The sequence below is a fragment of the Diaphorobacter sp. HDW4B genome, assembly GCF_011305535.1.
Lineage (GTDB): Bacteria > Pseudomonadota > Gammaproteobacteria > Burkholderiales > Burkholderiaceae_C > Diaphorobacter_A.
Map to the genome: position 1 here is coordinate 4,638,641 of NZ_CP049905.1, position 16,553 is coordinate 4,655,193.

Here is a 16,553-nt window from a genome sequence, read left to right on the forward strand (position 1 = left end):
CGCCTCAAAACGAATGACCCATCGAAGCCGCACAGGCTTCGTAGAACCCGCAAGCAAAACAAAAATATGAACAAAAACCAAAAAATGGATGAGTTGGGGAAGGAAAAGGGAAGGGCTGGGATAATTGGGCCCCTTATGCCTTTGTCGATCACGTTCCCCGAATCCCTCCCCGTCTCCGCCCGCCGTGAAGAAATCATGGAGGCCATGGACAAGCACCAGGTCATCATCGTCTGTGGCGAGACCGGCTCGGGAAAAACCACCCAACTCCCCAAGATCGCTCTGGCACTCGGTCGCGGCAAGATCAACGCGGTGCCGGACGACAAGGGCTTTGTGCGCGGCCACCTGATTGGCCACACGCAGCCGCGCCGTATCGCCGCATCGTCGGTCGCCAAGCGCATCGCCGAGGAACTGAACACGCCGCTCGGCGAAGTGGTCGGCTACAAGGTGCGTTTTCAGGACACGCTGCAAAAAGGCGCTTCGGTCAAGCTGATGACCGACGGCATTTTGCTGGCCGAAACCCAGACCGATCCGCTGCTCAAGGCCTACGACACGCTGATCATCGACGAGGCGCACGAGCGCAGTCTGAACATCGATTTTCTGCTGGGCTACATCCGCCAGATCCTGCCCAAGCGGCCCGATCTGAAGGTGATCGTCACGTCCGCCACCATCGACGCGGACCGCTTTGCCAAGCATTTTGAAAACAAGTCGGGACCTGCGCCGGTCATCATGGTCTCGGGCCGCACGTTCCCGGTCGAGATGCGTTATCGCCCGTTCGACGACAAGAAGGACGTCGATCTCGACGACGCGATTGCCGAGGGCGTGGACGAACTGTGGGCGGGCGGCAAGGGCGGCGACATCCTCGTCTTTCTGCCCGGCGAGCGCGAAATTCGCGAGGCGGCCGACCATCTGCGCAAGCACCTGCAGCACTCGCCCGTGCTGCGCAGTGCCGAGGTGCTGCCGCTGTTCTCGCGCCTGTCGCAGGCCGAGCAGGACCGCATCTTCGACGGCCACACGGGCCGCCGCATTGTGCTGGCGACCAATGTGGCGGAAACCTCGCTCACGGTGCCCGGCATTCGTTATGTGATCGATGCGGGCACGGCGCGTGTGAAGCGTTATTCGTTCCGCAGCAAGGTCGAGCAACTGCTGGTCGAGCCGGTGAGTCAGGCAGCGGCCAATCAGCGCGCGGGCCGTTGTGGTCGTGTGGCCAACGGTATCTGCATTCGTCTGTACGACGAGGCCGATTTCGAATCGCGTCCCAAGTTCACCGATCCGGAAATCCTGCGTTCGTCGCTGGCCGGTGTGATCTTGCGCATGAAGTCGCTGAACTTGGGCGATGTGGTGCATTTCCCGTTTCTCGAAGCGCCTTCGGGCCGCGCGATTGCGGACGGCTACCAGTTGCTCGCAGAACTCGGCGCGGTGGATGATCGCGGCCAGTTGCTGCCCATGGGCAAGGAGCTGTCGCGCCTGCCGCTCGATCCGCGCGTGGGTCGCATGATTTTGGAAGCGCGCGAACGCGGCGCCGTGGCCGAAGTGCTGATCATCGCCTCGGCGCTGAGCGTGCAGGATGTGCGCGACCGGCCGATGGAAGCGCAGCAGCAGGCCGATCAGCAGCATGCAAAGTTCGACGATGAGAAGAGCGAATTCAGCGGCTATCTGCGTCTGTGGAAATGGCTGTCCGACGCGCGTGGCGGCAAGGTCGTCGCCAAGACGCGCAAGGAAATGGCTGCGCAAACTGCGCCAGCGAGCAAGGGTGCGAATGCACGCAATGCGGCGTTTTTGCCGGTCGATCAGCGCAGCTCCGGCGCGCGTGATACCGAAACGGCGGAAGAAAAGCTCGCGCTGTTCAACCCGGCCGAAAGCGAACCCGCGACCCACAAGATCAGCAACCGCCAGTGGGAACAACTGCTGCGCCAGAACTTCATCAACATCCGCCGCGTGCGTGAGTGGCGAGACATTCATTCGCAACTGCTCACCGTGATCAAGGAGCAGAAGTGGAAGATCAACGACGAGGCTGCGGGCTACGATGCCGTGCACCTGTCGATGCTCTCCGGCCTGCTGGGCAACATCGGCTACAAGGGTGAGGAAAGCGACGCGTATCTGGGCGCGCATGGCATCAAGTTCCATGCGCATCCGGGCGCGCATCTGTCGAAGAAGCCGGGGCGCTGGATCGTGGCTGCCGAGCAGGTCGAGACCTCGCGTCTGTATGGTCGCGGCATTGCCGCCATCGAGCCACAGTGGCTGGAAGAGGTGGGCGCGCATCTGCTGAAAAAGCAGATGCTCGATCCGCACTGGTCCAAGAAACAGGCCGACGTGGTGGCCTTCGAGCGCGCGACGCTGTATGGCCTTGTCGTCTACAACGGCCGCCGTGTGAGTTATGGCCGCATCGACCCGCAGACCGCGCGTGAGCTGTTCATTCGCCAGGCCATGGTGGAAGGCGAGTGGGAGACGCACTGGCACTTTCTTGCCTCCAATCTCAAGTTGGTCAAGAAGGTCGAGGAGCTGGAGCACAAGAGCCGCCGCGCCGACGTGCTGGTGGATGACGAACTCATCTACGCGTTCTACGACCAGCAACTGCCCAGAGACGTTTTCAGCGGTGCGAGTTTCGACAAGTGGTTCCGCACCGAATCACGCGGTAACCCCGATCTGCTGCGCCTCTCGCGCGACGAACTCATGCGCCATGAGGCGGCTGGCATCACCACGCAAGCCTTCCCCAAGACCGTGAAGCTGGGCGGCGTCGATTGCACTGCGCACTACCTGCACAGCCCCGGCGATGCGCGCGACGGCGTGACGGTGACCGTGCCGCTGTTTGTGCTCAATCAGGTGAGCGAGGAGCGTTCCGAATGGCTGGTGCCCGGCATGTTGAAGGACAAGATTCAGGCCTTGCTCAAGAGCCTGCCGCAGCGCCCGCGCAGCCGCTTTGTGCCGCTGCCGGAAAGCGCGCAGCGCCTGGCCGATCTGTTCAACAAGGAACAGCGCATGGCCAACGGTGGTCTCATCGATGTGCTGCTCAAACAGGTGCGCGATGAAACCTCGCTCGACGTGAAGCGTGCCGATTTCAAGCTCGACATGCTGAGCCCGCATCTGTTCATGAACTTCCGCATCACGGACGAGCATGGCCGCCAACTGGGGCAGGGGCGCAATCTGGGTGCACTCAAGTCCGAGCTGGGTGCGAAGGCGCGCGGCGCATTCCAGGCGCTGGCGACATTGCGCGTGGCCGAACATGTGGACGGCGAGCAGGCGAAGGCGGTCGTGGCGGAACCTGTGGTCAAGCAGACGCAGCAACAAACTGCGCGCCAGGACAAGGCTCCGAAGACTGAAAAGCCCAATACCAAACCGCAGCAGCAAGCCGAAGCACGTTTCAAGGAATGGACCTTCGGCGAGCTGCCCGAGCTGATGGAAATCGGCAAAGGCAGCCAGACGCTGATCGGTTTTCCTGCGCTGATCGACCACGGCGACGCGGTCAGCATCGAGGTGTTCGACGAGCCCGAAGTGGCAGCGGCCAAGCACCGCATCGGCCTGCGACGTTTGTTTGCCTTGCAGATCAAGGACGCGCTCAAGTATCTGGAAAAGAACATCCCCGATCTGCAGAAAATGGCCGTGGCCTACATGCCGCTGGGCACGCAGGAAGACCTGCGCGCGCAGATCATCGACGTGGCGATTGACCGAGCCTTTTTGCAAGACCCGCTGCCCGCCAACGAGGCTGATTTCAAGCAGCGCGTGCAGGACGGGCGAGGGCGACTCACGTTGATCGCCAACGAGGTCGCGCGCATGGCAGGCGTGATCCTGACCGAGTTCGCCGCTGCGCAGCGCAAGATCAAGGACACCAAGAACGCGGCCGATGCAACTGCGGACGCGGCTGCGCAATTGCAGCGCCTGGTGCCCAAGAACTTCATCGCGATTGCGCCGTGGACACAACTGGGGCACTACGCGCGGTATCTGAAGGCGATCACGATTCGCCTCGATAAGTACCGTGCGGATGCTGCGCGTGACGTGGCAAAGTCTGCTGAACTCAGACCGCTGGAGCAGCGTTATTGGCGCCTCGTTGCCGAGCGCAAGGGGCATGTGGATGCGCGGATGCAGGAATATCGGTGGATGCTCGAAGAACTGCGGGTGAGCTTTTTTGCGCAGGAGTTGCGCACGCCTTATCCGGTGAGTGCCAAGCGGATGGAGAAGGTTTGGGGGCAGTTGCAGAGCTGATCTTCGTTTGCTTTTTTGAGTGCGGGTGCCGGGTCTCGCCCCGGCGGGCGAGTAACTTTTCGCTGGCGCGCGAAAAGTCACCAAAAGCGCGCTTGAATTCGGGGGCACGCGGCAGAACTCACTGCGAGCCCTGGAGGGCTCTCCGTTCGGACAACCGCCGCGAGTCAGAGGTTTCATAAGAGGTGTGTTTCGGCACTTCGCGTTGCTCGTGCCCGCGGCGCTGGTGAGCCCTGGGTTTTTGGGGGATGCCCGCTGCTTTTGTGGATTGATTTGAGTCAAGGTTCGCGATTGGGGAGATCGCGAAGTCGGTTGCGCTGGGGAGTGTGGTGATAGATTGCTGAAAAGGCCTCTTGGCAGGCCATTTACTCTTTCTGATTCACGGGCGAAGGCGGGTATTTCCATGCAAATCACGTTCCATGGTGCGGCGCAGACGGTCACGGGTTCTTGTCATCTGGTGGAGGCGAATGGGTGCCGCTTTCTCATCGATTGCGGGATGGCGCAGGGCGGGCGCGAGGCGGATGAGCACAACGAGAATGCGTTTGCGTTCGATCCGGCGAGCATCGATTTTGTGTTGCTCACCCATGCGCATATCGACCACAGCGGGCTGTTGCCCAAGCTCGTTGCGCTCGGGTTTCGGGGGCCTATCTATTGCACGCTCGCGACCAGGGATCTGCTGGGGGTGCTGCTCAAGGACAGCGCGCATATCCAGCAGATGGAATACGAGCGCGATCTGAAGCGGCAGAAGTCGGGTGGGCAGCGGCATCAACGCGGCAATGCGTATCGCTCGAACAAGGAAATCCAATTGCCGCTCTACAGTCTGGCCCATGTCGCGCTGGCCATGGAGCAGACCAAGGCCGAGCCTTATGGCACGACGTTTGCGCCGCATGAGCATGTGCAGGTCTGCATGCGCGATGCGGGGCATATTCTTGGTTCGGCGATTCTTGAAATCTGGTTGACCGGTGTGGACGACAAGGTCACCAAGCTGGTGGCCAGTGGCGATCTGGGCCAGCCCGGTCGTGTGATTCTGCGCGACCCTACGCCCATCGATGAAGCCGATGTGCTGCTCATCGAATCCACCTACGGCGACCGGCTGCACAAGGACTTGGGCAGCACGCTCGATGAGCTGGTCGAGGTGGTCAACAACACCGCGCCGCGCGGCAACATCATCATTCCCGCGTTTGCCGTGGGACGCACGCAGGAGCTGCTGTATCACTTCATGCAGCTTGCGCAGCAAGGGCGGTTGAACAATGTGGAAATCTTTGTCGATTCGCCCATGGCGGTGGCGGCCACGGAAATCACGCTCAAGCATTTCTCGGTGTTCGACGAAGAGGCCAAGCAACTGCTGGGCAGTGCGGCCAAGCTCATGGAAAGCCGGCGAGTGCACTTCATCAGCGATGTGGAAGACTCCATCAAGCTCAACCGCATCAAGAGCGGCGCGGTCATCATCAGCGCCAGCGGCATGTGCGACGCAGGCCGCATTCTTCACCACCTGCGCAACAACCTGGGCAACCCTGACTGCGCGGTGATCATCTGTGGTTTCCAGACCGAAGGCTCGCTCGGTCGACGGTTGGTGGATGGCGTCAAACAGGTGCGCATGTTCGGCGAGGAAATCGATGTGCGTGCCTCGGTGCACACGCTGGGCGGCTTCTCGGCGCACGCGGATCAGAAGGCGCTGCTTGACTGGGCAGGCGCCTTCAAGAAGAAGCCGCACAAGACCTTTGTGGTGCATGGCGAGGCAGAGCCTGCGCGGGTGTTGGCTGGGGAGTTGAAGGCGCGGTTCGGGATGGAAGCTGTGGTGCCAGGGGAGCGCGAGCGGTTCGAGTTTTGAAATTGCTGAAACGCTGTGTATGCGGCCAAGTGGATAGGAAAAAATGAGCGCTTACTGACGTGGCAAGCGTCTCGACATGCCGCTTGAATTGATTGACAATTACTAACATTCAATTCAATGCGTGCAATCAGAGTGAATGAGCGCGGGAGGCTGTGGTTGGCTTGCCTGTGTCGGACTCGGAGGGCATCCGTTTTTGCAAGGTAGACGAGATGCCCCGCAAGCGTGCGATTTTCACCATTTGCTCGAACAACTATGTGCCGATGGCGCAGGTGTTGCTCGCGAGCGCGCGTCGGCATCACCCTGAGGCGGACATCTATCTGTGCCTGGCGGACGAGTGCATTGGCGAGCCCGGTTTTTACCCTGATGGGTGTGAGGTCGTCACGGCGGATGCGCTCGGTATTCCCGATTTCCGGGAATTCGCATTCCGCTACGACATCATGGAATTCAACACGGCGGTCAAGCCGTTCATGTTTCGCCGTTTGCTGGAGCGCGGGCATTCCCATGTTGTCTATCTTGATCCGGACATCGAAGTGTTCGCGCCACTTGAACATGTCTTTCAGTGTCTGGATGACGGGGCTTCGTTTGTTCTGACGCCGCATCTCACCCAGCCGGCGGAACGCGATGCCTTTCCGGACGATATCGGGATCATGCGCGCCGGTATCTACAACCTCGGCTTCCTGGGGGTCGGGGCGTGCGATGAGTCGGACCGACTGCTGCGTTGGTGGTCCAAGCGGCTGCTGCATGAATGCGTGAACGAGCCTGAGCGCGGCATTTTTGTGGATCAGAAGTTCATGGACCTGATCCCCGGATTTGCCGATGGCGCGCGGATTCTTCGGGAGACCGCCTACAACGTGGCTTATTGGAATCTGCATCAGCGCGAGTTGGGCGGAGATTCGGGTGCGTGGACGGTGGATGGAAAGCCGTTGCGGTTCTTTCACTTCAGCGGCATCGATCCTCGCAATCTCTTGCGGCTTTCCAAGTACACGGAGGCATTTCGTGGCGATGAAATCTCCGCGCAACTGAGCCAACTGATGCGCGATTATGCGGAGCAGGTCCTATCCAACGGATATGGTCGGGTGCCCGGTGCCACGTATGCTTATGCGAGGTTTGCATCGGGCGTGCGGATTCCAGACGTCGTACGACGCATCTTTCGTGAAAGCCACTTCAGTTGGCTTGGAAACGATCCGTTCGAGGCCTACGAAGAATACTTGCAGATGCCGAGCCTGAAAAGCAGTGTCTGTGCATCCGGATATGTGACGCGCCTCATGGCCGAAATGCATGCACGATCTTCGTGGCTGAGCATTGCCTTCAACCTGCAGACCGAGCAGGGCGTGGCGGGGCTGATTGACTGGTTCGTCCATCATGGGCGTGACTGGTTGGGAGATCGTCGTCTGGTGGAGCCTGCGGCCTTGCGTGCGGCCAAGGCATCGGTGCAAAAAAATCCCCAAAGATCGGATCGGCCTGCCAGAAAGCACGGGCCGGAGCTGACCGTCATTGGATATCTTCAACTCGCGCTGGGCGTTGGCGAAGCAGGGCGGCAGGTCTTGCACTCGCTGCGACATGCGGGGCTGCCTGTGAGTGGCATGCCCATCCGGTTGAATGCATTGTCGGAGACGGTGGACAGCTCGCTGGAAGACTTGTTCGATGAAACAGTCATTGCCCCCCTGCAGATCTTTGGTGTGAATGCAGATCAACTGCCTGCAGTGATCGAGAGTCTGAAAGAAAAGCTGCCGCAAGACGGTTGGCGCACCGTCATTCCTTTTTGGGAGTTGGAGCACTTTCCTGCGACCTGGTTGAAGGCGTTTGATCTGATGGATGAGGTCTGGGCACCGACGCGGTTTGTTCAGTCCATGCTGGCGCACAAGCTGGATCAGCCGGTCGTTCACATGCCGCTGCAACTCACCTTCGATGTGCCGCCATCCGTTCCGCGCGCCCGATGGGGATTGCCCGAGGGCGCGTTTTTGTTCTACTTCGCGTTCGACTTTCTTTCGTTCGTGGAGCGAAAGAATCCGTTGGCTTTGGTGCGCGCTTTCCGCATCGCGTTTGGTGATGCAGCACTGCGGATGAATGCGCGAGTGGTCATCAAGACGCTCAATGCGGAGAAGGCCAATGCGCGTGGCCGCGAACTGTACGACGAGCTCTGCGCGAATCCGGATGTGGTGCTGGTCGATGCGACATTGAGCCGTGAGGAAACACTGCAATTGATGAACTGCTGCGATGCCGTGGTGTCTCTTCATCGCAGCGAGGGGCTGGGGCTTCTGGTTGCGGAGGCCATGCAGCTTGGCAAGCCGGTCATCGCCACCGACTACTCGGCGACCACGGAATTGGTGTCGTACGAAACGGGTTGGCCGGTCGACTTCAAGCTGGTGCCAGTGCGTGAGGGTGAATACCCATTCCACGAAGGACAGGTCTGGGCTGAGCCGGATGAGGTCCATGCCGCGTGGCAGATGCGTCAGGTGTTTCATCAACGCGCAGAAGCCGGGAGGCGAGCCAATGCGGCTCGCGAGTTGCTGCAGTTGCGTCATGGCGCGGACGCTTGCGCACAGTGGTTGCGCGAAAGACTGGGGCATGTCGTCTTGGAGAGCAATGAGTTGTTGGAGCCAACGGCATGCTGAACAATGCTTCGGCAACGTTGCCTGGGGCGGTGCGGCGCTGGACCGTGATTGGCGACATAGGTGCCAAGCACAGCTACCACGTCGGCGACGAAGCCATGTTCGAGGCGAACATCCACCTGCTGCGCAGCATGGCCCCGCAGGCCCAATTGCTGGCAGTCTCCAGGGATCCCGAATTCACCGCTGCAACTTATGGAGTCAAGGCTGTCCACGGACTGGGCTTCGAGTCGTGCGAGTCCGAAGCTGCATGCGAGGAACTGTTGGCGAGATGGACACGCAATCATTGGACCAGTCGCCTTCCATCCGCATTTGATGCGTTGACGAACGAAGCAGACGGTCTGGTGATTTCCGGTGGTGGCAATTTGAACAGCACCTGGCCCGAATACATATATGAGCGATTGGCCCTGTGTCGCAAGGCTGTGAGCATTGGCGCGCCAGTGATTCTGTTGGGGCAGACCATCGGCCCAGAATTGAACGCGCGTCAGCGAGCCATGGTCTCGGAGATACTGCGCGTAGCAGCATGGGTTGGCGCAAGAGAGATGGCGAGCTACGAGCTGGCGTTGGAGCTGGGTGCGTCGCCTCAGCGTCTTTCCTTCCAGATCGATGATGCTTCCGGTCTGGAGAAGCATGCCACTGCTGAACTGCGATGGCCGTTGCCTTTTGCGGCAGATGAGCGCTGGATTGGCGTGACATTTCATCCACTGTGTGATCCTACAGGCAGTGATCCCTTGCTGGATCAGCTTGCGCGGCAATTGGAGCTTGTGGCGGCTCAGACGGGATGTCGCCTGGTGTTCATTCCCCATGCTCGCGCGAATGTGGCGGCAGGGGGCTTGTGGTCGGATGAAGAGATGGGGCATGCGCTTGCAGCGCGTATCCATGCGACCCATCTGCACGTATTGCCAGTGCTCCCCGCCATGCAGGTGGCGCAACTGACAGCCCGCGCGAGCCTGGTGGTCAGTTCGCGATATCACCCGCTGGTCTTTGCCTTGGCGGCAGGCGTGCCTTGTTTCGGTGTCTGGAGCGACGAGTACACGCGAATCAAACTGCAAGGTGCCTTGCATCACTACGGGTGCGCTGGTGACTGCTGTGGTGTGCCTGAGGTGGTGCAGGGGCAGCTTGCTTCGAACGTGTTGGCGCTTTGGGCGCACGCTTCCGAAATGCGCGCGCGACTGAGCGAATGTGGTGACGTGATCGTTGCCGATGAGCAACTGCGACGCGATGCCTTGGCGCGTTGGATGCTTGGCAATCAGACGGTGAACCCTCCTCGCCCAGCACGTTTTGACCAGATATCTGCGGCCATGCATGCCCGGACCGCTTCAGGGCCGGAAACGTATGCGTCGGCACGCAATGCAGACAGCCAGATGGCGTGGGAAACAAGATCGATGACGGTGATGGGGCAGACCACTTTGGAGATTGATGATGAGGGATCGGTGCAAGCAAACCATTCAGCATACGCAATGAAGATGGACGAGTCAGCGCAAGCAATGCATGAAATCGAAGCCGAACGGTGTGCATCGAGCCTCATGGAGGTCAATGCGCAGTTGAGGAGTTCTCTTGAAGAGTCCATCCGGTACGCACGCAGCCTTGAGGGCGAAATCTTGAAAATGCGAGACCTTGGCGCTGAACCAGAAGACAGCAGGAAATTGACCAAGGCTGTTGCGCAAATGCGGGAAGAGATACTGGAGCTCAATCACGCTCTTCAAGCGGCTTATGACCAAATGGCCCAAGGTGACCGGGAAGAGGTCGGGAGATTGAGAGGGCAGATAGGGCATCTGACGGCCACCGTCGACGCACTGCACGCGTCCAGTTCGTGGCGCATCACCAAGCCGCTTCGTACGCTGTACAGCCTGCTCACGGGGCGATGAAGCGACCTGACGCGCAGATCATCCGCTGAATGGTTTTTCGCGAAACACCTCTGCCAAATAGTCCACAAAACAAGCAATCCGCGAAGCCAGCGCCGTGTTCCGGTAGTACACCGCGTGAATCGTCTGCCGGACCTCCAGCGTCTGTCTGGCAAACAACTGCACGAGCGCACCGCTGGCTCTGTCCTCGCGCGTCATGAAGTCGGAGAGGCAGACGATGCCTTGCCCTGACAGAGCCAGATGGCGCAGCGTTTCTCCGTTTGGCGACAGGATGTGCGGTTGGATCTGCACGGGCTCGCCATCGGGGTGGCGCAGCGGCCATTCGTTCAGTGATTCGGGTTTGCTGAAGCCCAGCAGCACATGGCGCTCGGCGTTCAGCAGTTGCGCGGTCGTTCTGGGCGCGCCGTGCTTTGCCAGATACGCGGGACTGGCCAGCACGCGCACGCGGCTGGTCGCTAGTTTTCGGGCGTGGAGGGTGGAATCCTTGAGCGCGCCGATGCGCAGCGCCACATCGGTGCGGTGTTCGATCAGGTCGATGATGCCTTCGTTGGAGTTCAGCTCCAACTCGATGTCTGGGTAGCGCTCACGAAAGCCCGGAATCAACGGCACGATGGCGTGCAGCATGAAGGGCGTGGCGGCGTCCACGCGCAGACGGCCTGCAGGGGCATGCTTGCGGGCGGCCATCTGCTCTTCGGCGGCGTTGACGGAGTCGAGAATGCTGCGCGCCTGTTCCAGAAAACTCGCGCCTTCATCGGTGAGTGTGAGCCGCCTTGTCGTGCGATTGAGCAGCGTGGTGTCGAGCTTGTGTTCCAGCCGCGTGAGTGTGCGGCTGGCGGCTGAGACGGTGAGTTCCAGCTGCTCGGCCGCAGCGGAGATGGAGCCCAGGTCCACCACGCTCACGAAGAGCTGCATTTCGTCGAGAGTCGTCTTCATTTGATTGTTGATTTGAAATCAAATATGTTTGCTCGATTTTGGCATTTTTTTGCAAAAGTATTTTCTGCATACTCCAACCATTGAACAAATTCTTCTGGAGCATCGAATCATCATGAGCATTCCTTCTTTTGGCGCAGGTACCTTCCGTTTGAAAGATGGCGCGGCCAAGGACTCCGTCCTCAAGGCGCTGGACGTGGGCTACCGCGTCATCGACACTGCGCAGATCTACGGCAACGAGGCCGAAGTGGGCGAGGCGATTGCCGAGTCCGGCGTGCCGCGCGATCAACTCTTCATCACCACCAAGATCTGGGTGGACAACTTCTCGAAGCAAAAGCTCATCCCCAGCCTGCGCGAGAGCTTGGACAAGCTGCGCACCGACGTGGTCGATCTCACGCTGATCCACTGGCCGGCTCCGGGCGGTGCGGTGGCTTTGCCTGAATTCATGGAAGCGTTGGCCGAAGCGAAGGTACAGGGGCTGACCCGGCAGATCGGCATTTCCAACTTCAACATCGACCTCACGCGCCAAGCCATCGCCGTGGTGGGCAAGGGCGAGATCGCGACCAACCAGATCGAGCTGAGTCCTTATCTGCAGAACGCCAAGCTGACGGCGTTCTTGAAAGAGCAGGGCATTCAGGTCACTTCCTACATGACGCTGGCGTATGGCAAGGTGCTGAACGATCCCGTGCTTTCGGCGATCGCGCACAAGCACAAGGCAAGCGTCGCGCAAGTGGCGCTGGCCTGGGCGTTGCAGCTTGGCTATGCCGTGATTCCTTCGTCCACCAAACGTGAGAATCTGGTGAGTAATCTGCTGGCGCAAAAGCTGCATCTGGATGCAGACGACATGGCAAAGATCGCAGCGCTGGAGCGCAACGGACGCGAGGTGAATCCGCAAGGATTGGCTCCGGTTTGGGATTGATCGGTTAACCTCCTTCTCGCGTCAACTCAAGTCTTTGCGCGAGAGGATTTCCATGCCCCGTTATGCTGCCTTTCTTCGTGGCGTCAGTCCCATGAATGCCAAGATGGCTGATCTCAAAGCGTGCTTCGAGAAGCTGGGACTCACCGAGGTGAGGACTGTGCTGTCCAGTGGCAACGTGGTTTTCTCCAGCACGGCAAGGTCGGAGAAGAACCTGCGCTCGATGATCGAGGCCGGTATGAGCGCCGATCTACCTCGCAGCTTTCCGGTCATTCTGCGCAGACTGGATCATCTGCAGAAGCTTTTGAGCGCCAATCCGTTCGCAGGATTTGACGTGTCGCCGCAAGCCAAACGGGTCGTGACCTTCTTGAGCGAACCGAATGCGGCAAACCTGAGTTTCCCTATGGAATTGCAGGGCGCGCGGATTCTCGCGGTACAGGATGGCGAGGTTTTCACTGCTTACGTCCCGCATGAGGACGGCCCGGTTTTCATGAGTCTTATTGAAAAGACCTTTGGGAAGAACGTGACCACGCGGACCTGGGCCACGGTTCAAAAGTGTGTGGCGGTCTGATTTCGACCATCAACGCCGCGTTGGATGGGTCAGAATCGACGTTCGCCCACTTGCTTGCAACGCATTGCTCATGTTCTGGAGCCGTTCTGTCACCGAAGCCGAACGTGCATTCGTGCACCGCTTTTTTGCGCATTCGCTCGATGCGCTGCTGCCGCGCATGCGCCTGCACGTGCGTCGCTTGGGCGATACGCGGCGGGCCTTGTCGATGAATGGCGGGCGCATCTACATGCCGCGCGCGTGCTTTGTGCATGGCGATCCGGCGCAGTCGCTCAAGCTGGCGCATCCTTATGTGGCAGGTGTGTTTGCGCACGAGCTGCTGCACCAATGGCAGCGTCTGCAAGGCATGGCGGTGACGCGGCAAGCCGCGTGGTTGCAGGTGAAGGCGGTGTGTCTGCGGCGTGATCCGTATGCGTATGAGGGCTGCGATGATTCAGCGCGCATGCTGGCGCAGTTCGTCGTGGCGCAAGTCGAGCAGCAGGGGCAGATGTGGCAGGACTATGTGATGGGCTGCGTTGCCGGAAATGCGGATTCGGCGTTCAGCGACGTGGCGGCGTTCGTTGCTGGCAAGGCGAGCGAATCGGGCGTACGGATCATTCAGACTTGAAATTCATCGCGGCCACAAAATCGTTGCCCGAAACATCACGCGCCGAGCCGAAGCCTGCAATGTGGCGAGCTGATTCCGGCGTGATGCAGACAAAGCGGAAGTCGGGCAATTCGGTCATGAATTCGGCCTCGGGAAAACGCGCGAGATAAGCGTTGCGCAGGCCGGTCCACAGAACGCTTTTCTTGGGTGGTGTCGATGCAATGCCTTGAAGGCTGACCCGTTCCAGCGCATGCACACCTTCACCCGCAACTTCCGGCGCAGCAAAAAGCAGCGACACGGCGGCATGCTGCTGCATGGCCTGCGTGTGCGCGGCCAGCGCGCTCACGTGGATCACAAGGCAGCCGAATTCCGCGCACCAAGCGAACGGCACCATGGAAATCAACGGCGCGCTCTGGCCATCGATGGACGCGACGGCGAGTGCCGCAGTGCGGCGCTGTTCGATCAACTCGCGCAGACTGCCCTGGAGGCGGGATTCGTGGGACATGGCGTCAAGGTCCAAAGCGAAAGTGGGTTCAGATGCGCCATTGTAGAAAGCCTGCGACGAACGCGGACGCCATTGCGCGCAGGCAATCTGCGTTGTGAATGGCGTGGCGAACACGCTGGCTTGCTCTGTGCGTTTTCAGGCGCAGGGCTGCATCTGACGTTCTTGCTGATGTGCAAGTCGATCCAGCTCGGCGCATACATCGGCCATGCGGCCGGAGATGACCATGCGGCCTGTGCCGCCAGTGGCGTCGGGTTTGACGACCACGCGCAGGGCGGGGCGTGCCTGTTTGGACGCTTGTACAGCTGCGTTGTGGCTGGCCAGTTGCAGCGAGGTTTGGGTGGCGGCGAGAAAGTCGAGGCGGTCGCTGTTGGCGGCCGATGTGGCAAGGCGACGGACCTTGCCAAGGCGTGGGCGCACCAGCAGCTTGAGCTCGGAGATGTCGACTTCGCGAGATTGGCTGACGGAGTGGTCGTTGCCCGCACGCTCAGCGACCCAGTGGGCGAGGCGGTTGAGAGGCTGGGCGAGAGCGGACAGTTCGATCAGGGCAGAACGCATGTGCATGTGATTTCTCCAGCATGACGAAGTGGGGATGAATACGTCATGAAAAGGGTGGAACACAGGCAGGATTTCCGAGGTACGGACGAAGCGCTGCCGCAGGGTTGACGAATTCACGGAAATCTCCATGAACTCGCCAAACGCCCGCCACCTGCGATCAGCGCTGGGAACTGGGGTGTTGCTCTACATGAGCATGGTGTTGCGGATCAGACCGACCGCAAGACCTTCGATTTCAAACGGCTCGCCGGGGTGCACGGTGATGACCGGGTAGTCCGGATTCTCGGGCAGCAGCTCGATGGCTTCGGCCGAGCGGCGCAGGCGCTTGACGGTGACTTCATCGCCCAGGCGCGCGACGACGATCTGGCCATTGCGGACGTCTTGCGTGGCCTGCACGGCGAGCAGGTCGCCGTCCATGATGCCGGCATCGCGCATGGACATGCCGCGCACCTTGAGCAGGTAGTCGGGCTTGCGTGCGAAGAGGCTGCCTTCGACGGTATAGCTTTGATCAATGTGTTCTTGCGCGAGAATGGGCGAACCGGCTGCGACGCGCCCGATGAGCGGCAGAATCAGCTGGGACAGGCCCGGAATCGGCAGGTTGAACTGCGAGCCGCGTGCGGCGTTGATGTTGCGCACGGTCTCGGAGCGCAGACGAATGCCGCGCGAGGTGCCGCTGACGAGTTCGATCACGCCTTTGCGGGCCAGGGCCTGCAGGTGCTCTTCGGCGGCGTTGGCGGACTTGAAGCCCAGTTCGGCAGCGATTTCCGCACGGGTGGGCGGCGCGCCGGTGCGCGAGATGGCGTTCTGGATCAGATCCAGAATTTGCTGCTGACGGGCGGTGAGCTTGGGGCTGTCGGACATGGTGCGATCCATCCAATGCAGTCAGGGTTGCGGAGTGAGTTACTGGTTAAACATCCAGTGCCTGTATTTTTGAACAGTTTTTAAGGAGACGCAAGTGGTTGTTGCAAAAAAAATCGTGCTGCTGGGAACGGGCGGGACGATAGCTGGCACTTCTGCAGTCGCCGGTGCCAATACGGGTTACACCGCAGCGCAGATTGGCGTGGAGGGTCTGATCGCGGCGGTTCCTGCACTGGCGGAGGTGGCTGCGGGTGGGCTGGTTGCCAAACAGATCGCTCAAGTGGATAGCAAGGACATGAGCCACGAAATCTGGCTCAAGCTTGCTCGGCATTGCGAGAAGCATCTGGCTGATCCGGACGTGCAGGGCATCGTGATCACGCATGGCACGGACACGCTGGAAGAAACTGCGTGGTTTTTGCAACAGGTGCTGGATCCGCGCAAGCCCGTCGTGCTGTGCAGCGCCATGCGTCCGGCGACGGCGCTGGCTCCGGATGGGCCGCAGAACCTGCTGGATTCCGTGATCGTGGCGAGCGAGCCCACGGCCAGTGGTGTGTTGTGCGTGGCAGCGGGCGAAATTCACGGCGCGCGCGAGGTCACCAAGGTGCATCCGCTGCGGCTGAATGCGTTTTCTTCGGGCGATGCGGGCCCGCTGGGCTGGGTGGAGGGGCGCAGCGTGCGCTGGGTGCGCAACAGCGCGCCGGAGCGTCCGGTGGCGTCGAGTGCGCGGCTGGTGCAGACCCTGCCCGAGCCCGATCTGTGGCCACAGGTGGAGATCGTCATGAGCCACGCGGGCGTCAGCGGCGCGCTGGTGAGGGCGTTGGCGGCGCAGGGCGTGGATGGCATTGTTGTCGCTGCCACGGGCAACGGCACGCTGCACAAGACGCTGGAGCAGGCGCTGGAGGCCGTGGAACAAGAGGGTGTGCTGGTGCGCGTGGCTTCGCGCTGCGTCGAGGGACTGGTGCATGGCGAGCCCGATGCGCGCTGGGCGAGCGCCAACGGGCTCAGCCCGGTCAAGGCACGGATCTGCCTGATGCTGGATCTGATCGATGACGATCTGGCGGCCGAAGACGACGATTCGGTCGTGGGCGATTGAGTCCGCTCAGAAACAGCTCAGAAACCAAGCGCCCACAAAAAACGCC

General features: G+C 60.5%; 12 protein-coding genes. 8 read left to right on the forward strand and 4 right to left on the reverse strand.

All coding sequences use genetic code 11. The features are described 5' to 3' along the window. The first annotated feature begins 66 nt into the window (after window positions 1–66). From hrpA to G7048_RS21205, 4 genes are all read left to right on the forward strand, one after another. Complete coding sequence (gene hrpA, locus G7048_RS21190) at window positions 67–4,197, forward strand: ATP-dependent RNA helicase HrpA (protein ID WP_166070035.1); 4,131 nt, start codon at window positions 67–69, stop codon at window positions 4,195–4,197. A 400-nt stretch (window positions 4,198–4,597) separates the two neighbouring features. After that, window positions 4,598–6,025: an MBL fold metallo-hydrolase RNA specificity domain-containing protein gene (locus G7048_RS21195; RefSeq protein ID WP_166070036.1), complete on the forward strand. Its 1,428-nt coding sequence runs from the start codon at window positions 4,598–4,600 to the stop codon at window positions 6,023–6,025. Window positions 6,026–6,234: 209 nt separating this feature from the next. Then, window positions 6,235–8,640 carry a glycosyltransferase gene (locus G7048_RS21200; protein ID WP_166070037.1) on the forward strand — a complete coding sequence of 802 codons (2,406 nt, stop codon included), beginning with the start codon at window positions 6,235–6,237 and terminating at the stop codon, window positions 8,638–8,640. Further along, on the forward strand, window positions 8,634–10,502 hold the full coding sequence (locus G7048_RS21205; protein ID WP_166070038.1) for a polysaccharide pyruvyl transferase family protein: 1,869 nt from the start codon (window positions 8,634–8,636) through the stop codon (window positions 10,500–10,502). Before G7048_RS21200 ends, G7048_RS21205 begins: the two co-directional genes overlap by 7 nt. Before the next feature lie 18 nt (window positions 10,503–10,520). On the opposite strand, the gene G7048_RS21210 is transcribed toward G7048_RS21205, so the two are convergent. Then, the gene (locus G7048_RS21210) at window positions 10,521–11,432 is read right to left on the reverse strand and encodes a LysR family transcriptional regulator (RefSeq protein ID WP_166070039.1); all 912 of its coding nucleotides are present in this window, start codon (window positions 11,430–11,432) and stop codon (window positions 10,521–10,523) included. Window positions 11,433–11,544: 112 nt separating this feature from the next. On the opposite strand from G7048_RS21210, the gene dkgB reads away from it, so the two are divergent. From dkgB to G7048_RS21225, 3 genes are all read left to right on the forward strand, one after another. Beyond that, window positions 11,545–12,348, forward strand: coding sequence for a 2,5-didehydrogluconate reductase DkgB (gene dkgB, locus G7048_RS21215; protein WP_166070040.1), 804 nt, complete (start codon window positions 11,545–11,547; stop codon window positions 12,346–12,348). A 91-nt stretch (window positions 12,349–12,439) separates the two neighbouring features. Then, a complete protein-coding gene (locus G7048_RS21220) occupies window positions 12,440–12,916 on the forward strand; it encodes a DUF1697 domain-containing protein (protein ID WP_240933058.1) in 477 nt (158 codons plus the stop codon). A gap of 70 nt (window positions 12,917–12,986) precedes the next feature. Further along, window positions 12,987–13,520, forward strand: a complete 534-nt coding sequence (locus G7048_RS21225) for a hypothetical protein (RefSeq protein WP_166070042.1) — start codon at window positions 12,987–12,989, stop codon at window positions 13,518–13,520. Here G7048_RS21225 and G7048_RS21230 read toward each other — a convergent pair. The 3 genes from G7048_RS21230 to lexA form a co-directional block, all read right to left on the reverse strand. Next, on the reverse strand, window positions 13,507–14,004 hold the full coding sequence (locus G7048_RS21230; protein ID WP_166070043.1) for a HugZ family protein: 498 nt from the start codon (window positions 14,002–14,004) through the stop codon (window positions 13,507–13,509). The genes G7048_RS21225 and G7048_RS21230 overlap by 14 nt on opposite strands. Window positions 14,005–14,139: 135 nt before the next feature. Next, window positions 14,140–14,565 carry a hypothetical protein gene (locus tag G7048_RS21235; protein ID WP_166066189.1) on the reverse strand — a complete coding sequence of 142 codons (426 nt, stop codon included), beginning with the start codon at window positions 14,563–14,565 and terminating at the stop codon, window positions 14,140–14,142. 177 nt (window positions 14,566–14,742) lie between these two features. After that, a complete protein-coding gene (gene lexA / locus G7048_RS21240) occupies window positions 14,743–15,417 on the reverse strand; it encodes a transcriptional repressor LexA (protein WP_166070044.1) in 675 nt (224 codons plus the stop codon). Between the two features lie 94 nt (window positions 15,418–15,511). Between lexA and G7048_RS21245 the strand changes: the two genes are divergently transcribed. After that, window positions 15,512–16,507 carry an asparaginase gene (locus G7048_RS21245; RefSeq protein ID WP_240933059.1) on the forward strand — a complete coding sequence of 332 codons (996 nt, stop codon included), beginning with the start codon at window positions 15,512–15,514 and terminating at the stop codon, window positions 16,505–16,507. The last annotated feature ends 46 nt before the right edge of the window (window positions 16,508–16,553 follow it).